The organism is Pseudomonas sp. H3_A02, assembly GCF_054671965.1.
Genome location: NZ_CP162807.1, coordinates 488733 through 507056, shown reverse-complemented (window position 1 = coordinate 507056; position 18324 = coordinate 488733). Strand labels below are relative to the sequence as shown.

The window sequence follows — 18324 nt, the reverse complement described above, 5'->3', positions numbered from 1 at the left end:
GAGCCTTGTGCATGACGCGCACCTCGAAAATCCTCGCCTGGAGCTTTGCCAGCCTTGTTGTCCTGCTGGCGGTGCTGGTCCTGGTCATTGCCCTCTTCGACTGGAACCGCATCAAGCCTGCGCTCAATGCCAAGGTTTCCGAGGAATTGCATCGCCCCTTCGCCATCAACGGCAACCTGGCGGTGGTCTGGCAGCGCGAGCCGGCAGAAGGTGGCTGGCGTGCCTGGTTGCCGTGGCCCCATGTGGTGGCCGAAGACTTGAGCCTGGGTAACCCGGACTGGTCGAAAACCCCGCAAATGGCCACGCTCAAGCGTGTCGAACTGCGCATTTCGCCGTTGGCCTTGCTGGCCCGGCGAGTGGCGATTCCACGTATCGACCTGACGGAGCCCAACGCCAACCTGCAACGCCTGGCGGACGGTCGCGCCAACTGGACCTTCCAATTCGATCCAAAAGACCCGGACGCCGAGCCGTCCAGTTGGGTGGTGGACATCGGCGCCATCGGCTTCGACAAGGGGCACGTCACCCTGGACGACCAGACGCTCAAGACCCGACTCGACCTGTTGATCGATCCGTTGGGCAAACCCATTCCGTTCAGCGATATCGTCGGCGACAAGGCCGCGAAAAAAGCCCAGGACCAAGGCGCGACGCCGCAGGACTACGCGTTCGCCTTCAAGGTCAACGGGCAGTATCACGGGCAAAACCTGACCGGCTCCGGCAAGGTCGGTGGCTTGCTGGCCTTGCAGGATGCGTCCCGACCCTTTCCGCTCCAGGCCCAGGCGAAGATCGGCGACACCCGCGTCGAACTGGCCGGCACCCTCACCGACCCGCTGAACCTCGGGGCCCTGGACTTGCGCCTGAAACTGGCCGGCAACAGCCTCGCCAATCTCTACCCGCTCACCGGCGTGACCCTGCCGGATTCACCCCCTTACGCCACCGACGGACGCTTGATTGCCAAGCTGCATGAGCCGGGTGGGGCACTGTTTCGCTATGAGGCATTCAACGGCAAGATCGGCGATAGCGATATCCATGGCGACCTGGCCTATGTCGCCAGCCAGCCGCGGCCGAAACTCAGTGGTGCGCTGGTTTCCAATCAACTGCTGTTCAGCGACCTGGCGCCGCTGATCGGTGCGGACTCCAATGCCGAGCAAAAGGCCCGGGGCGGCGCGAGCAAACAGCCGACCGGCAAGGTCTTGCCCGTGGAAGAGTTTCGCACCGAGCGCTGGAGTGTGATGGACGCCGATGTGGAGTTCACCGGCAAGCGCATCGTCCACAGCGAGCAACTGCCTTTCACCGATCTGTACACTCACCTGGTGCTCAACGATGGGCAGTTGAGCCTTGAGCCCCTGCGCTTCGGCGTGGCCGGTGGCCGGCTCGATGCGCAGATCCGCCTTAACGGGCGCACCCGACCCCTTGAAGGCCAGGCGAAGCTGACGGCGCGAGGGTTCAAGCTCAAGCAACTGTTCCCGGGTTTCGTGCCGATGAAAACCAGCTTCGGCGAGCTCAACGGCGATGCTGACATCACCGGACGCGGCAATTCGGTGGCGGCGTTGCTGGGCACCTCCAACGGCACCCTGAAAATGCTCATCAACGATGGTGCCATCAGTCGGGAATTGATGGAGCTGGCGGGACTGAACGTCGGCAACTACGTGGTGGGGAAAATCTTTGGCGACAAGGAAGTGAAGATCAACTGCGCGGCGGCGGATTTCGACATCAAGACGGGCCTGGCGACCACGCGTCTGTTCGTGTTCGACACCGAGAACGCGATCATCTACATCGACGGCACGGCGAACATGGCGACCGAACAGTTGGACCTGACCGTCACCCCCGAGTCCAAAGGCTGGCGCCTGATTTCCCTGCGCTCGCCGTTGTACGTGCGCGGCCCGTTCGCCAAGCCCGCCGCGGGGGTCAAGGCCGTGCCCCTGATGTTGCGCGGTGCCGGGATGGTGGCGTTGGGCGTGATCGCCGCGCCGGCGGCCGGGTTGCTGGCGCTGGTGGCGCCCAGCGGCGGTGAGCCGAACCAGTGTGCGCCGCTGCTGGAGCAGATGAAGGCGGGCAAGGCGCCGGTGACGGTCAAGCCTACCCGGTAGCCGGATTGTGCGGTGAGGCGACTGGCCTCATCGCGAGCAAGCTCGCTCCCACAGGGGATTTGCAGCGCTCGGCCCCTTGTGGGAGCGAGCTTGCTCGCGATGGGGACCTAAAGGCTCTTACAGATCGGCCAGGATATCGGCCATATCATCGGCATGCTCTTCTTCCTGGGCCAGGATGTCTTCGAAGATGCGCCGGGTGGTCGGGTCTTTTTCGCCGATGTACTGGATGATTTCCCGGTAGCTGTCGATGGCGATCCGTTCGGCCACCAGGTCCTCGTACACCATTTCCTTGAGGGTGTTGCCTGCGACGTACTGGGCGTGGGAATTGCGGGTCAACAGGTCGGGGTTGAACTCCGGCTCACCGCCCAACTGCACGATGCGCTCGGCGAGTTTGTCGGCGTGTTCGGCTTCCTGGTTCGCGTGCTCGAGAAACTCACTGGCCGCCACGCTGGCCTTGAGGCCGGAGGCCATGAAGTAGTGACGCTTGTAGCGCAGCACGCAGACCAGCTCGGTGGCCAGCGCTTCGTTGAGCAGGCGGATGACTTCCTGCCGATCGGCGCCGTAGCCTTCGGTCACTGCGCCGTTCTGCACGTTCTGCCGTGCCCGTTCGCGCAGGGTGGTTACATCGGATAAGTGCATGTCGCTCATCTCGTTCTCCTGGAGGCTGATCCGGTTGAGGCGTCACGCTCTGCTGGCGCGATCACTTTAAATCTGAGTGACGCGGTCCTGAAAAAGTTTTACCGAATTTTTCAGCGCATAACCGGACAGCCGCGCTTCCTCCCCCAGCCACTGGAAGAAGGCCCGTACCGGTGGATGGCGTTCGCGGCCCGGGACGCACAGGGCGCTGTAGCCGGCGCCGCTCACCTGGACGTCCGGGCGATAGCCCACCAACAAGCCGCTGGCGATGCTTTCCGATGCCAGGATATTGCTCGCCAACACCAGGCCCTGCCCGGCAATCGCCGCTTGCAAGGCGTAATGCTCCTCGTCGTACTCGCGCATGCACGGCTGCCGGGTGAGCCAGGTTTCCCCGGCCTGGGCACACCAGGCGTCCCAACCGTGGGCGTACAGCTTGGAGTTGTGCCAGCGCACGCTGATCAGCGTCGGTGGCTGCCGGGTCGCCAGGGCCACCTGCTCAGGCGAACCGTAGACCCCGAAACTTTCATCGAACAGGCACATGCCGTACAGGTTCGGGTAGGCGTCCAGGCTGTAGCGCACCACCAGGTCGACGCTGGCGTCCTGATGCAGGTCGATCACCTCGCAATGGGTGTCCAGGCGCACGTTGATGTTCGGGTGACGTGCATAAAAGCGCCCCAGGCGAGGCACCAGCCACAGGGCGGCAAACGCGGCGGTGGTGGACAGGGTCAGGTGGGTGGTACTGCGTTGCGGGCGCAGGGTGTCGACGCTTTGCGCCACTTCCAGCAAGGCTCCGTGCAGGCTGTGGAACAAGCGTTGCCCGCCTTCGGTGAGGCGCACCTGGCGTGGCAGGCGTTCGAACAGCATCAGCCCCAGCCAGCTCTCCAAGGATCGAATCTGGTGGGAGACCGCCGTCGGCGTCACCGATAACTCCGCCGCGGCCGCCTTGAAACTGAGCAGCCGCGCGGCGGATTCGAAGGCGCGCAGAGCGTTGAGCGGCAGGTTGGCGAACATTTTAATTCTCCTGGAACGCAATGGATGAAATTAACTCATCCAGATTAACTAACGCTCATTTGTCTGTAAGCAGCTCTGAACTTCAAGCTGCAAGGCACAAGCAATGTCGATTGTAGCCGCATAAAAGGAGATTCAGATGAGCAAGATTCTTGTGGTGCATGGCAGTCCCCGTGGCGAGCGTTCCCATTCCCGGCGCCTGGCCGAGGCCTTTGTCTCGGCGTGGCAGGTCGCCCACCCGCAACCCCAAGTGACCCGTCGCGAAGTCGGACGCACGGTCATTGCGCCGGTCAACGAAGCCTTTATCGCCGCGGCGTTCTACCCCGAGCCTCAGGCTCGACCGTTGATCATGCAAGCGGACCTGGCCCTGAGCGATGCCTTGGTCGCGGAGCTGCAAGCCCATGATCGACTGGTGATCTCCGCGCCCATGCACAATTTCAGCGTGCCCAGCGGTGTGAAGGCCTGGATCGACCAGATCGTGCGCATCGGACTGACGTTCAACCACAGCCTGGACAACGGCGTGTCGCACTACGAGCCGCTGGTGCTGGGCAAGAAGGCGCTGATCGTGACCAGCCGTGGCGATTTCGGTTTCGGGCCGGGCGGACCGCTGGAGAGCATGAACCACGCCGACACGCTGTTGCGCACTGTATTGGGGTTCATCGGCATCACTGATGTGACGGTGGTGGCGGCCGAAGGCGAAGAGTCGGCCGAGCGCAGCTTTGCGTTGTCCTGTGCCGAGGCCGAGGAGCGCTTGCTGGCACTGGCACGGTCTTTCTGAGAAGGGCTGCGGCGCAGCCCAGCGGGAGCAAGCTCCCTCGCCACGGATTCGTACGGGTGTCATAGACTGGTCATCATCGGTACCGATGCTGATCACCTCTTGATCACAAGGATGTCGCCATGTCGCAACGCTGCGCCACTCGTTACCCGCTGGTGCTGGTCCCGGGCATGTTCGGGTTCATACGCCTGGTGCTGTATCCGTACTGGTATGGGATCGTCTCGGCGTTGCGTCGCGGTGGGGCCGTGGTGGTGGCGGTGAAGGTTTCGCCGTTGCATTCGTCCGAGGTGCGCGGCGAGCAATTGCTGGCACTGATCGACGACATACTGCGGCAAACCGGTGCGCAGAAGGTCAACCTGATTGGCCACAGCCAGGGCAGCCTCACCGCCCGCTATGCGGCCGCCAAACGCCCGGACCTGGTGGCGTCGGTCACGTCGGTGGCCGGCCCCAACCATGGCTCCGAACTGGCCGATTACCTCCAGGCCCACTACCCGGCCGACAGCGCCAAGGGACGTGTGCTCAGTGTCGCGCTGCGCTTGATCAACGCCCTGATGAGCCTGCTGGACATCGGCTATCGCGGGCCAAAGCTGCCGGTCAACCTCAATGCTTCCCATGCCTCCCTGACCACCGCCGGAGTGACGCTGTTCAATCAACGTTATCCACAGGGCCTGCCGGTCACCTGGGGCGGGCGGGGGCCGGAAGAGGTCAATGGCGTGCGCTATTACTCCTGGTCCGGCACCTTGCAGCCGGGCAAGACCGATAAAGGGCGCAACCTGTTCGACGGCACCAACCGCACTTGCCGTCTATTTGCCCGCACCTTTGTCAGGGAAGCGGGGCAGTGCGACGGTTTGGTCGGGCGCTACAGCTCACACCTGGGCATGGTTATCGGCGATGACTATCCGCTGGATCACTTCGACATCGTCAATCAGTCGCTAGGGCTGGTGGGCAAGGGGGCCGAGCCGATCCGGTTGTTTGTCGAGCATGCCGAGCGGTTGAAGGCGGCGGGGGTGTAACCGGTTGGACCGCGTTATCGTTCATCGCGAGCAAGCTCGCTCCCACAGTGGATTTGCAGTGCTCGGTCCATTGTGGGAGCGAGCTTGCTCGCGATGGCGTCAGCCAGGGCGCCGCCGGTTTACCACTGAACACAGATGAAGGTGTAACAGGCTTTGTCTACACTGCACCTCATCGCCGCACCCTCGTGCGGCAGCGAGGAGAAACACCATGAAGATGCTTCGTGTGCCTTTGTTGATGATCGGTTTGCTGCTGTGTTCCCAGGGCTTCGCCGCGACGGCACAGCAGACCAAGATGACCACCTGCAACGCCGACGCCACCGCCAAGGCGCTCAAGGGCGACGAGCGCAAGGCGTTCATGAGCACTTGCCTCAAGGCTGCACCGAGCACCCCGCAGGAACGCATGAAGAGCTGCAACGCCACGGCCACCGAGCAGGCGCTGAAGGGTGATGCCCGCAAGGCGTTCATGAGTGAGTGCCTGAAGAAGAAATAAGTGTTGAATCCATGGGCCCTATCGCGAGCAAGCTCGCTCCCACAGTGGATCTGTATTGCCCGGTCCAGGGTGGGAGCGAGCTTGCCCGCGATGGGGCCGGCGCAAAAGTTACAAAAAACCCCTGAACTGCGACCAAGGTCGGCCGACACAATCCCTAGTGCTGCCAGCGGATCGCTGGCAGACTGCCGATCCTTTCACGCCGTTTTGTCCTGAGGCTGTATGCCAACGTTTTCTCAGCGTCATGTGTTGTTGGTGATCAGTTGGGTGATCATTTTTGGTGGGTTGTTGCTGGTGCTCCCGCTGCGCCTGTTGCCGAGCCTGCTGGCCGGGCTGTTGGTGTTCGAGCTGGTCAACATGCTCACCCCGCAGTTGCAGCGCCTGATCGAAGGTCGCCGCGCCCGCTGGCTGGCGGTGGCGTTACTGGGCACGCTGGTGGTCAGTGTGCTAACGCTGATCTTCGCCGGCGCCTTCAGTTTCCTGCTCCATGAGGCGGAAAACCCCGGGGCCTCCCTGGACAAGTTCATGGCGGTGGTCGATCGCGCCCGTGGGCAATTGCCGCCGTTCATCGACGCCTACCTGCCGGCCAGCGCCGCCGAGTTCCGGGTGGCGATCGGTGACTGGGTGAGCAAGCACCTGAGCGACCTGCAACTGGTGGGCAAGGACGCGGCCCACATGTTCGTGACGCTGCTGATCGGCATGGTGCTGGGGGCCATCGTTGCCCTGCAGCGCATTCCCGACCTGACCAAGCGCAAGCCCCTGGCCGCCGCGCTGTTCGATCGCCTGAACCTGCTGGTCAAGGCGTTTCGCAACATCGTCTTCGCTCAAATCAAGATTTCCCTGCTCAACACCTTCTTCACCGGGATTTTCCTCGCGGTGGTGCTGCCGCTGTTCGGTATTCATCTCCCGTTGACCAAGACCCTGATCGTGATGACCTTCCTGCTGGGGCTGCTGCCGGTCATCGGCAACCTGATGTCCAACACGCTGATCACCATCGTTGCCCTGTCGTTGTCGATCTGGGTGGCGGTGGCGGCGCTGGGTTACCTGATCGTGATCCACAAGCTCGAGTACTTTCTCAATGCCCGCATCGTCGGTGGGCAGATCAGCGCCAAGTCCTGGGAACTGCTCATGGCAATGCTGGTGTTCGAAGCCGCGTTCGGCCTGCCGGGGGTGGTGGCGGGGCCGATTTATTATGCGTATCTCAAGAGTGAGTTGAAGCAGGTGGGGATGGTCTGATCCGATAGTGATGGTGACTGATCTGGCGCCATCGTGAGCAAGCTTGCTCCCACAGTTGAGCGCATTCCTTCTGAAGGAACTCGGTTAACTGTGGGAGCGAGCCTGCTCGCGATTCACGCGCCTCGGTCCTGGATCAGACCTGGCTCCCATAGCGCTTCATCGCCTCAATCGCCAACCCACTGCCAATACTGCCGAAGATATTGCCTTCCACATGCCGCGCCTGGGGCAGCATCGCCGAGACGCTGTTGCGCAATGCCGGAATGCCGCTGGAACCGCCGGTGAAGAACACCGTGTCGACCTGATCGACCCGCACGTTGGCATCGTTGAGCAACTGCGTGACGCTGCCGCGCACCCGCTCCAGCAAGCCGTCGATGGCCGTTTCGAACAGGGCCCGGCTCAGATCCACGCTCAGGCCGGGCTCGATCCGGTCCAGGAGCAAATGACGCTGGTCGGTGTGGGTCAGCGCGATCTTGGTTTCTTCCACTTCCATCGCCAGCCAATGCCCGGCGCGCTGTTCGATCAGCTTGAACAGCCGATCGATGCCGCCGGTGTCTTCGATGTCGTAGCGCATGCTGCCCAAGGCCAGGGTGGACTTTTGCGAGTACACCGCGTTGATGGTGTGCCAGGTCGCCAGGTTCATGTGGTGGCTGGTGGGCATGTAGGCACCGCTTTTCATGCGGCTGCCGTAACCGAACAGTGGCATCAGGCCGGCCAGGGAGAGTTGCTTGTCGAAATCGGTTCCGCCGATGTGCACGCCACCGGTGGCGAGGATGTCGGCGTGGCGGTTGTCGTGGGTGCGACGCTCGGGGGACAGGCGCACCAGGGAGAAGTCCGAGGTACCGCCGCCGATGTCGACGATCAGCACCAGCTCTTCTTTCTCGATGGTCGATTCATAATCGAAGGCCGCCGCGATGGGCTCGTACTGGAACGAAACCTCCTTGAAGCCGATGGCGCGGGCCACGTCCACCAGGGTGTTTTCCGCTTCCTGGTCGGCCATTTCATCGTCATCGACGAAAAACACCGGGCGCCCCAGTACCACTTCTTCGAATTCCCGACCGGCGGTGGCTTCGGCACGTTGCTTCAACTGGCCGATGAACAGCCCCAGCAGATCCTTGAACGGCATCGCCGTGCCCAACACGCTAGTGTCGTGCTTGATCAGCTTGGAGCCCAGCAGGCTCTTGAGCGAGCGCATCAACCGGCCTTCGTAGCCTTCCAGGTATTCGTGCAAGGCCAGGCGGCCATACACCGGGCGGCGTTCCTCCAGATTGAAAAAGACCACCGAGGGCAGGGTGATCTTGTCGTCCTCCAGCGCGATCAACGTTTCCATGCCGGGGCGCAGCCAGCCGACGGTGGAGTTGGACGTGCCAAAGTCGATACCGCAGGCACGGGCCGGGGATGCGTTTTTCATGTCTTTCAGGTTCCAGTTGAAAAAACGGCCGCGCAGTGTATGTCAGTGCGGCGCGGATTCGAAGGCCGGTTATCTGCTAATTCTCGAACGCAGGCCTTGAAAGACACTCTTATACCCCCAAACTTGCAGGCATAGCCTGGCAGCCACAGGGCGGACACAAGAACCGCCACCCGCTGCCGATAAACTTCTGACGTGCCGCCCGGTCCCAATCTTGAGGTCGGTCAACCCGCTGTCCGGTCATCCGGGCATGCTGTGCGTGGCGGTGCGACATCGATAACGGATGGTGATGCTTAGATGGACTTCAAAGACTATTACAAGATCCTGGGTGTTGAGCCAACGGCGGACGACAGCACGATCAAGGCTGCCTACCGCAAGCTGGCGCGCAAGTACCACCCGGATGTGAGCAAGGAAAAGGACGCCGAGACCAAGTTCAAGGACGTCTCCGAAGCCTATGAAGCGCTGAAAAGCGCCGACAAGCGCGCCGAGTACGACGACTTGCGCCGCTACGGCCAACATGGCCAGCCGTTCCAGGGCCCGCCGGGTTGGCAGAGCCGTGGCGGTTTTGGCGGCCAGGACACGGGGGATTTCTCGGACTTCTTCAGTTCGATTTTCGGTAATCGCGGCCCGGGTTTCGGCGGCGGACAGTCAGGTCGCAGCGCCGGCCGTCGAGGGCAAGACGTGGAAATGGAATTACCGATCTTCCTGGAAGAAACCCTGTCGAACGAGTCGAAGAAAGTCACGTTCCAGGTGCCGCAATACAACGCGGCCGGCCAGCACGTGAGCAACACCAGCAAGAGCCTGAACGTGAAGATCCCGCTGGGCGTGACCGACGGCGAACGCATTCGCCTCAAGGGCCAGGGCGCGCCGGGTGTCGGTGGCGGCGCCAACGGCGACTTGTACCTGACCATTCGTTTCGCCCCGCACCCCAAATTCGACGTCGAAGGCCAGGACCTGATCATCACCTTGCCCCTGGCCCCGTGGGAATTGGCGCTGGGCACCGAAGTGGCGGTGCCGACCCTTACCGGCAAGATCAACCTCAAGGTTCCGGCCGGCAGCCAGAACGGCCAGCGCATGCGCGCCAAGGGCCACGGCCTGCGCAACAAGGCCGGCGAGCGCGGCTACCTGTTCGTGCAACTCAAGGCCGTGATGCCCAAGGCTAGCGACGAAGCGGTCAAGGCGCTGTGGGCGGAACTGGCGAAGAAAGCGGCGTTCGATCCGCGGGAGAATTTCTGACAGCTGTGGGAGCAAGGCTTGCCCGCGATGAATTCAACGCGGTTTCTCAAAAATCGAGGCGCCTGTATCGCGAGCAAGCTTTGCTCCCACGGATCCCCGCCACGGTGCGGCGGGGCTAGACTCGACAGTTGAAGCATTGGGAGAAGCAGACCATGAACAACCCGATCATTGAACTGAACCTGCTGGAATTCTGTGAGGCCGCCGCATTGGCCGATGTCCATGTGATCGAAATCGTCGAGCATGGCATCCTCGAACCCCACGGCGCGGCCCCGACGGATTGGCGGTTTACCGATTACGAGCTGGCCCTGGCCAAGCGTGCCGCGAAGCTGCGGCACGACCTGGACCTGGAGTGGGAAGGCGTCGCCCTGGCGCTGGACCTGCTGGAGGAAGTTCAAGAACTGCGAGCCGAGAACCGTCGGCTACGTCAGCAACTGGGCCGCTGGGTGGACTGACAGGACTGCCGAGCGCATCAGTGCCTGGACAGGCAAAAACCTGAAAAAGCGATAAATAGATACCGCACTCATCGCTGACACACGGGATAGGCTCGGGTTTTCCAACGTCAAGGATGACCCGATATGCCAGGCTTCACCCCCCGTTTCGCCATTCCCCAGGGCGAGCATTTCGACCTGCTCAAAGCCCGTATTCCCGGCTGGTACAGCGGGGCCATCGTGCAACGCCAGCAGGAACTGAGCGATCATGAACTGACGCTTCCGCACTGGTATGCGAAAGCCTCCCCCGATCTCTGGAATAGCCTCAAGGACAGTCATTCCCGCTACCGCGAGCGCCTGAACCAGGTCGACAACCGGCTGGGCAATATCCAGGACATTCGCGCCTTCGCCGAACCCTTGCTCGAGCAGGCGATCCTGGATGAATTCGGCTTCGCGCTGAACGTCAACGAGGTGTATTTCGTCCGCAAGTACGGGCGCAAGACCCGCGATGACTTTTTTGGGGCACTGGTCCTGGACAGCGAGGGCGGCCATTTCTATCGCTACGAATACCGTGGCACGTCATTGCTGGAGGCGGCGCTGGCCAATTTCGCGCCAGAGGAAGCGCGCAAACCCGCCTGTGCCGATTGCAACCTCATCACCACGGTGCGCCCGTCCCTGGGCGGCGCTGTGGTGCCCTCCACCGACGCCGTTCGCGCAGGGGCACTGTCGATTGCCCCTGAAGCCTTCGCCAAGTTGTGTCGCACGTTGGATCTGGGACGCCAGTATCAGGAGCACATCAGCGCTGTCCTGCGGCCCGACGACAGCAAGACGTACAACCCGCTGGATCATTCGCTGGAGGAGCATCACCGGCAGGGCTTGGCACTGAGCATCCAGATCGCTAGGGCCAAGGCCGACATCAGCCCGACGATCTACCAGATGTTGCAGCAGGTGGCCGAGGGGGCCAGCGACGTCACCCTCGATGGCCAGGCCGTGAGATTCACTTCCCTGAAAGTGTTCGACATCGAACTGGTCGGCCCACTGTTGATCGGCCCCGACCTTGAAAACAGTCGCCGGGTGGTGCCGGTCGTGGCCTACCTTCCGGGCGATCCCGAGCATCCTCTGAAAGCCTACGCCTCCAGCGCCGACTTCATGGCCGAACTGCGGCGACGCTTGCACAGTGGCGCCTACCGCCGCTTCTTCAGCCGTTTCGTGCCGCTGCGTCAGCAAGGCGCGTTTTTTCGGCAGTTCAAGCACCTCTATCAAATCTCCCCGATGGCCGATGACCAGGCCGATTTCCCACTCAAATCGTCGTTGCGCAACCTGCCCATGGGCACGGAGCCGATTCCCGGCGACCTGTGGGGCTCGCTGCGCCTGCGGCAAATCGAGAAGATCCAGGCCGACGCACGCGCGGTGGCCGTGCCTACCGGTGTTGAAGACAAAAAAGCACGCCTGGCGCGCCTGGACAGTTACCTGGACGCGGTGGTCGATGTGTTCAACCTGGCGGCGTTCGTCGTGCCAGGGCTGGGGCCACTGATGTTGACGGTCGGGGCCGTGCAGATGTTCAACGAGGCGTTCGAAGGCATCGAAGCGTTCGAGCGTGGGGAGACCCGGGAAATGTGGGCGCATTTCTCCAGCGTGGCCCTCAATACGGCCTTCGTCGCCACCGGTGCAGCGGTACTGCCGCATATTCGATGGTCGAGCACGGTGGATCAGTTGGAGCCGGTTCAATTGGCCAATGGCGAGTCGCGCCTGTGGCGCCCCGACCTGAGCGTTTACCAGAGTGAGCTGCAGCCTCCCGCGGCCTCAAGCTCGGATAGCCAGGGTCTCTATCGGGTCGAGAATCAGCAGGTCTTGCCGCTGGGTGAGCAACGTTTTGAAGTGCAACAGGACCCGCAAACCCTCCGCTATCGCATTCGTCATCCTTCCCGTCCGCAGGCCTACCAGCCCGAGCTGACGCACAACGGCAGCGGTGCCTGGCACCACGAACTGGAACAACCGCGTACCTGGGAAGGCCCGACACTGATGAGACGTCTGGGCCATGGCGTCAAGGATTTCAGCGATGCCGAACTGGAGCAGATCCGCCTCGCCAGCGCGACCCCGCAGGACGTGCTGCGACGGTTGCATGTCGAGGGCGAGCCGGTGCCGGCATTGCTGACCGATACCCTGGGTCGCTTCGACCTCTGCCGACAAATCGACACGTTCATCGGGCAACTGCAAAGCGAGGAGCCGCCGGGCCATGACCTGGCCGAGCCGATGTTGCACCTGCTGACCCAATACGGCCCGTGGCCAAGAGGGTTGAAGCTGAAGATCGTCGACGGCGCCGGCCGGACGCGCTGGGAATACGTCCGGCCCTCGGAAGGCGAGACGCCGGTTCGTGAGGCCAGCCTGACCGAGGCCAAGGTCCGCACGCCTGCGCTGTTGAAAAACCTGATCGAAGCGGTGGATGCCGCAGGCGTCGATCTGTTGGCCACGGCGAGCCCGCCGATTGCGAAAGCCCACATGGACGCTCGCGTCCGGCACCTGCGCCAGGCACTCGCCGAGACGGCAGTGAATGAAAAGGTGCAGTTGCTCAACGATTACTTCGCCCTGGGCGAGACGCGAGGCGACCCCCGTGTGGCGCTGATCAAGTCCCGCTTTCCTTCGGTTCCAGCCACGGCGATCGAGCAGGTCATCACCTTGGCCGGCACTGAAGAGCTGCAGCAAATGGCCGCCTGGGATTTCGCCGATGCGAATCAGACCAAACCCATCCCTCTGCGCATCGCCGAAGAGTTGCGCCACTTCCAGCGTGTGGTGCGTCTGAACCGCGCCTACGAAGGCCTGTATCAGGACGCCTTGGTCACGGCGGACACGCCTCGACTGGTGTTGGCTACCCTGGAAACCTTGCCCGGCTGGAGCGGCACGCTGCGCATCGAATTGCGCGAGGCCGTTGTGTCCGGCACCTTGATCGACAGCATCGGGCCGCAAAATGCGGCGCAGACCAAGGTCGTGGTCAGGGATGATGAGCGCTACCAGGCCTTTGACGACAACGGCAATGAACTGAGCCATTGGGGCAGCCTCTTCGATGCCTTGCAGCATGCCCTGCCGGATGCCGAACGCCGGGCCATGGCTCGACCTTCGATTCATCACGGCGACCTGTTGAAAGAGGCGGTCGGCGCTTCGCCGGTGGACCGGGATGCGCTGGCGCGCCGCTTGAAGATGCCCGCACTCAAGCCCGCCTTTAAATCGCCGATGCGCCTGGCTTCGGGCCAAGTCGGTTATCCCTTGGGTGGACTACGGGATTGGTTGGGCCTGGGCCGAACGGCGGAAAGCCGGGTGCTGGAGCTGTACCCGAGTTACACGGCGGCACAAACCGATGCGCTGTTGCGAGCTCTGGGCGATGGCGCGGTGAGGGAGCTCCAGCGACGTAACGTCGAGCTGAAAATGCTGCGCCGGGATCTGGACCGTTGGGTCGCTACCCTCGGCTGGCGTGACGTGGGTAATCACCCGACTGTAGTACCGCAGACGATCAGGCAGGTGATGGCCGAACAAATCGAGCGATGCTGGCGGCGTCAGACCCGGCTCGTTGTGGCAGCGGATCTGCGCACGATCGGCTATGAGCTTGATTTGAGCGGATTGGACATCGGGGCACTGCCGGAACTGACGGCCGACTTCAGTCATGTAGGGGTGCTCAAGCTGCGTGACATGGGCTTGACGCTGCATCACTGCGAAAGCTTCCTCAGCGGATTTTCCTCCATTCGCCGGTTGGACCTGTCCAGGAACCGGTTGATCGATATTCCCAGGGCCTTGGAGGGGATGAGGGACTTGGAGACGCTGCAACTGGAGGCGAACCGGATCGGCCTGACACCGCGTAGCGTTGACATCCTGCAAGGCCTTACTCGCTTGAGAAACCTCGACCTGGACAACAACCCGCTGGGGCGCCTACCGGACTTCAGCAGGTTGCCTGACCTGGAGCGATTGAACCTGAAAAATACCGGGATCACTGCCTGGCCCACCGGCCTGCGCGACCAGCCGCTGGAGCTGATTGATTTGCGCGACAACGGCTTGACCCAGGTGCCGGATCACCTGCTCGACCCGCCCGCCGAGCGTGCCCATGCCACGGCACGCCTCAATCGCGTGACGCTGTTGCAGGGCAACCCGTTGAGCGAGGTGGTCCAACAGCGTTTGCGTGATTATTGGGTGACGGTCTTGCAGACGCGTCCTGAATGGGCAGTCCTGCGTTTGCCCGAGGCGTTTGGGTTTTCAGCGTCGGTCGGGCCGTCGAATATGCAGCAATGGCTGCTCAACCTGCCTGCGGGCCAACTGGCGGACAAAAGAGCTGTGTGGCAAAGCCTGGCGGATGAACCGCAATCGGGAGAATTTTTTGAGTTATTGCATCGGTTGGCTAAATCTTATCAGAGCCTGAAAGATTATCCGGACCTCCAGGCCCGCGTCTGGCAGATGCTCGACGCGATGGGGCGTTCCACCGAGCTGCGTGATGAACTGTTCGACCTGGCCGGCCAACCGGCCTGTGAAGATCGCGCAGCCTTGTCGTTCAGCTACCTGGAAATCCGCTTGATGATCCAAAACGCCAGGGCCTTGGCGGTTGGAACGGATGAAGCGGCAACGCTCTTCCAGCTGGCCAAGGGGCTGTTTCGCCTCGATGAGGTGGAGCGTATTGCCCTGCAGGACATCCAGCGGCGCCGTGACGCTATCAATGCCCGCACCGACCTGACCAACGATCAAAAGATCGAGAACCTGGCGCTGATCGAAGAGGTCGAGGTCCGTCTGGCTTACCGGGCGGGGCTCAAGGATCGACTGGGGTTACCGGGGCAACCCGCGGGCGGGGTTTTTCTCACGCTGGGAGATGTCAGCCCTGACATGCTCGACGCCGCCGCCAATCAGGTCCTGGAACTGGACGATTCACCCCAGCAGTTTCAATCGCTGGTGGGTCGGGATTTCTGGATCGATTATTTGAAGCAGCAGCATGGGGCTGCCTTCCAGGCGCTGAATGACACCCTCATCGCCAACCAGATTGAGCTGGATGAAGCGAAGGCCGCAGGCACTTTGGAGGAAGCGGACTACGTCAGCCAGTCCGAGGCGTTGGGCCTGCAGCACAAGATCAAGGAAGCGGAGCTGGTCCAGGCGTTGACGCGAACCGAGCTGGAAGCGCTGCCGGAAAGTACCGATCTGTAGGGTGAACCAGTCCCGTCATCTCAGACAGGCATAAAACCCGTGGCGAGGGAGCTTGCTCCCGCTGGGGTGCGAAGCAGCCCTCGCTTTTTTTGCGGTTGCTGCGCAACCGAGCGGGAGCAAGCTCCCTCGCCACAAGAACTGCACAAGAACTGCGCCGGTTCAAAACAGGAAATAACGCTGCGCCATCGGCAGCACTTCGGCCGGTTCGCACCACAGCAACACGCCGTCGGCCTTGACCTGGTAGGTCTGCGGATCGACGTCGATGTTCGGCAAGTAGTCGTTGTGAATCAGGTCGGTCTTCTGCACATCACGGCAGCCTTTGACCACGGCGATTCTTTTCTTCAGCCCCAACTGCTCCGGCAATCCGGCCTCGGCGGCGGCCTGGCTGATGAAGGTCAGGCTGGTGGCATGCCGCGAGCCGCCGAAGCTTGCGAACATCGGTCGGTAGTGCACCGGCTGCGGCGTCGGGATCGAGGCGTTGGCGTCGCCCATCAGGCTGGCGGCAATCGCTCCGCCCTTGAGGATCAACGTCGGCTTGACGCCGAAGAACGCCGGGCGCCACAGCACCAGGTCGGCCCACTTGCCCACTTCGATGGAACCCACTTCATGGCTGATGCCATGGGTGATCGCCGGGTTGATGGTGTACTTGGCGATGTAGCGCTTGATGCGGAAGTTGTCGTTGCCTTCGCCGTCACCGGGCAGGGCGCCGCGTTGCTTCTTCATCTTGTCGGCGGTCTGCCAGGTGCGCGTGATGACTTCGCCGACGCGGCCCATGGCCTGGCTGTCGGAACTGATCATCGAGAAGGCGCCGAGGTCGTGGAGAATGTCTTCGGCGGCGATGGTCTCGCGGCGGATGCGGCTTTCGGCGAAGGCCACGTCTTCGGCAATGCTCGGGTCCAGGTGATGGCAGACCATCAGCATGTCCAGGTGCTCGTCGATGGTGTTGCGGGTGAACGGTCGGGTCGGGTTGGTGGAACTGGGCAACACATTGGCGAAGCCGCAAGCCTTGATGATGTCCGGCGCATGCCCGCCACCGGCACCTTCGGTGTGGTAGGTGTGGATGGTGCGGCCCTTGAACGCGGCGAGAGTGGTTTCGACAAAACCGGACTCGTTGAGGGTGTCGGTGTGGATCGCCACCTGCACGTCGTACTGGTCGGCCACGCTCAGGCAGTTGTCGATGGCCGCGGGCGTGGTGCCCCAGTCTTCGTGCAGCTTCAGGCCGATGGCCCCGGCCTTGACCTGCTCGATCAACGGTTCCGGCAGGCTGGCGTTGCCCTTGCCGGTGAAGCCGATGTTCATCGGGAAGGCATCGGCGGCCTGGAGCATGCGCGCCAGGTGCCACGGCCCGGAGGTGCACGTGGTGGCGTTGGTCCCGGTGGCCGGGCCGGTGCCGCCGCCGATCATGGTGGTGACGCCGCTCATCAGCGCTTCTTCGATCTGCTGCGGGCAGATGAAGTGAATGTGGGTGTCGATGCCGCCGGCGGTGAGGATCATACCTTCGCCGGCGATCACTTCGGTGCTGGCGCCGATGGCGATGGTCACGTCAGGCTGGATGTCCGGGTTACCGGCCTTGCCGATGGCCGCGATGCGCCCGTCCTTGAGGCCGACATCGGCCTTGACGATGCCCCAGTGGTCGATGATCAGCGCGTTGGTGATCAGCGTGTCGACGACCTCGGCGGCCAGCAGCTGGCTCTGGCCCATGCCATCGCGAATCACCTTGCCGCCGCCGAATTTCACTTCTTCGCCGTAGGTGGTGAAGTCCTTTTCCACTTCGATCCACAACTCGGTGTCGGCCAGGCGGACCTTGTCACCGACGGTGGGGCCGAACATGTCGGCGTAGGCTTGGCGGGAGATTTTCATGTGCTTGCCTTGAGATTCAATTGAGTTTTGAAACCGTTCGCTGCGCTCACTCATCGCGAGCAAGCTCGCTCCCACATTTGATCGCGTTTCCCTGTGGGAGCGAGCTTGCTCGCGATGAGGTCAGTGCAGGCACCCTATGACTTACAGGTCGCCCATCACCCGCCCGGCAAACCCGAACACCCGGCGATGCCCGGCCAAGTCCACCAGTTCCACCTCGCGGCTCTGGCCCGGTTCGAAGCGCACCGCGGTGCCGGCCGGGATGTTCAGGCGCATGCCTCGGCTGGCGGCGCGGTCGAAGGTCAAGGCGTCGTTGGTCTCGAAAAAGTGATAGTGCGAACCGACCTGGATCGGCCGGTCGCCGCTGTTGGCGACGTTCAGCGTGAGCGTGCGGCGGCCGACGTTGAGTTCGATGTCGCCGGGCTGGACCTGGTATTGCCCTGGAATCATTGCGGTTGCCCCAAAATCTTGTAGTAAATGGCGGTCGGGGTGTAGGTCCCGTCCGGGCTCTGGCAGTAGTCGGGCAGTTCACCGACGCGGGTGTAGCCCATGGCGCGGTAGAACGCCTCGGCCTCGGAACCGGCCTCGGTGTCGAGGTACAACAAACCCCGCTTGTGCTGGCGGGCGCCGAGCTCCAGGGCGCTCATCAATTGCTGGCCCAGCCCCCGACGGCGGGCCTCGCCGCGCACCAGCAGCTTCTGCACTTCGGCACGGTTGAGGCCGTTGGGTTTCTGGCACAGGGCAAGCTGGACGCTGGCCTGCACCTGTTCATCCTTGACCACCACCCACAGCAACAGGTGGCCCTGGTTGAGGCTGGCCTGGACTTCGTCGAAATAGGCGCGGGCCTGGACGGCATCGAGATCGGCCATGAACCCCACGCTGGCGCCGTAGCCGACGGCGTCGAGCAACAGATCGATCAAGCCCTGGCGATAATGCGCAAAGCTTTCGGCGTGGACTCGACGCAACTGGGCAGCGTTCATTGGC

Annotated in this window: 14 protein-coding genes; 8 read left to right on the top strand and 6 right to left on the bottom strand. The window is 62.6% G+C overall.

Annotation, left to right across the window (positions count from 1 at the left end; translation table 11 throughout):
- The first annotated feature begins 11 nt into the window (after positions 1-11).
- Positions 12-2087, top strand: coding sequence for an AsmA family protein (locus tag AB4N80_RS02110; RefSeq protein WP_460080493.1), 2076 nt, complete (start codon positions 12-14; stop codon positions 2085-2087).
- A 117-nt stretch (positions 2088-2204) separates the two neighbouring features.
- On the opposite strand, the gene AB4N80_RS02105 is transcribed toward AB4N80_RS02110, so the two are convergent.
- Both AB4N80_RS02105 and AB4N80_RS02100 read right to left on the bottom strand, forming a co-directional pair.
- Positions 2205-2735, bottom strand: coding sequence for a ferritin-like domain-containing protein (locus tag AB4N80_RS02105; protein WP_060739387.1), 531 nt, complete (start codon positions 2733-2735; stop codon positions 2205-2207).
- A gap of 57 nt (positions 2736-2792) precedes the next feature.
- Positions 2793-3734, bottom strand: a complete 942-nt coding sequence (locus AB4N80_RS02100; RefSeq protein ID WP_122567273.1) for a LysR substrate-binding domain-containing protein — start codon at positions 3732-3734, stop codon at positions 2793-2795.
- 136 nt (positions 3735-3870) lie between these two features.
- Here AB4N80_RS02100 and AB4N80_RS02095 point away from each other — a divergent pair, with 136 nt between their 5' ends.
- From AB4N80_RS02095 to AB4N80_RS02080, 4 genes are all read left to right on the top strand, one after another.
- Positions 3871-4509, top strand: a complete 639-nt coding sequence (locus AB4N80_RS02095; RefSeq protein ID WP_122567272.1) for an FMN-dependent NADH-azoreductase — start codon at positions 3871-3873, stop codon at positions 4507-4509.
- 119 nt (positions 4510-4628) lie between these two features.
- Positions 4629-5519 carry a lipase family alpha/beta hydrolase gene (locus AB4N80_RS02090; protein ID WP_122567271.1) on the top strand — a complete coding sequence of 297 codons (891 nt, stop codon included), beginning with the start codon at positions 4629-4631 and terminating at the stop codon, positions 5517-5519.
- 208 nt (positions 5520-5727) lie between these two features.
- On the top strand, positions 5728-6009 hold the full coding sequence (locus AB4N80_RS02085) for a PsiF family protein (protein WP_122567270.1): 282 nt from the start codon (positions 5728-5730) through the stop codon (positions 6007-6009).
- Positions 6010-6228: 219 nt separating this feature from the next.
- Positions 6229-7242: an AI-2E family transporter gene (locus AB4N80_RS02080; RefSeq protein WP_092171427.1), complete on the top strand. Its 1014-nt coding sequence runs from the start codon at positions 6229-6231 to the stop codon at positions 7240-7242.
- A 133-nt stretch (positions 7243-7375) separates the two neighbouring features.
- On the opposite strand, the gene AB4N80_RS02075 is transcribed toward AB4N80_RS02080, so the two are convergent.
- Complete coding sequence (locus AB4N80_RS02075; protein WP_305469502.1) at positions 7376-8650, bottom strand: Hsp70 family protein; 1275 nt, start codon at positions 8648-8650, stop codon at positions 7376-7378.
- 294 nt (positions 8651-8944) lie between these two features.
- Here AB4N80_RS02075 and AB4N80_RS02070 point away from each other — a divergent pair, with 294 nt between their 5' ends.
- From AB4N80_RS02070 to AB4N80_RS02060, 3 genes are all read left to right on the top strand, one after another.
- Entirely contained in the window at positions 8945-9883 is a 939-nt protein-coding gene (locus AB4N80_RS02070) for a DnaJ C-terminal domain-containing protein (RefSeq protein ID WP_122567268.1), read from the top strand.
- A 152-nt stretch (positions 9884-10035) separates the two neighbouring features.
- A complete protein-coding gene (locus tag AB4N80_RS02065; RefSeq protein ID WP_305469505.1) occupies positions 10036-10335 on the top strand; it encodes a chaperone modulator CbpM in 300 nt (99 codons plus the stop codon).
- 123 nt (positions 10336-10458) lie between these two features.
- Positions 10459-15483, top strand: coding sequence for an NEL-type E3 ubiquitin ligase domain-containing protein (locus AB4N80_RS02060; protein ID WP_460080483.1), 5025 nt, complete (start codon positions 10459-10461; stop codon positions 15481-15483).
- A 159-nt stretch (positions 15484-15642) separates the two neighbouring features.
- Here the strand turns inward: AB4N80_RS02060 and ureC are convergent, their stop codons facing one another.
- The 3 genes from ureC to AB4N80_RS02045 all read right to left on the bottom strand — a co-directional run bounded on the left by ureC (position 15643) and on the right by AB4N80_RS02045 (position 18320).
- Positions 15643-17343: an urease subunit alpha gene (gene ureC / locus AB4N80_RS02055; protein WP_305469508.1), complete on the bottom strand. Its 1701-nt coding sequence runs from the start codon at positions 17341-17343 to the stop codon at positions 15643-15645.
- A 141-nt stretch (positions 17344-17484) separates the two neighbouring features.
- Positions 17485-17790 (bottom strand): urease subunit beta, encoded by a 306-nt coding sequence (locus tag AB4N80_RS02050; protein ID WP_014336352.1) that lies wholly within the window; start codon positions 17788-17790, stop codon positions 17485-17487.
- Entirely contained in the window at positions 17787-18320 is a 534-nt protein-coding gene (locus AB4N80_RS02045) for a GNAT family N-acetyltransferase (RefSeq protein ID WP_060739380.1), read from the bottom strand. Before AB4N80_RS02045 ends, AB4N80_RS02050 begins: the two co-directional genes overlap by 4 nt.
- Between the last annotated feature and the right edge of the window lie 4 nt (positions 18321-18324).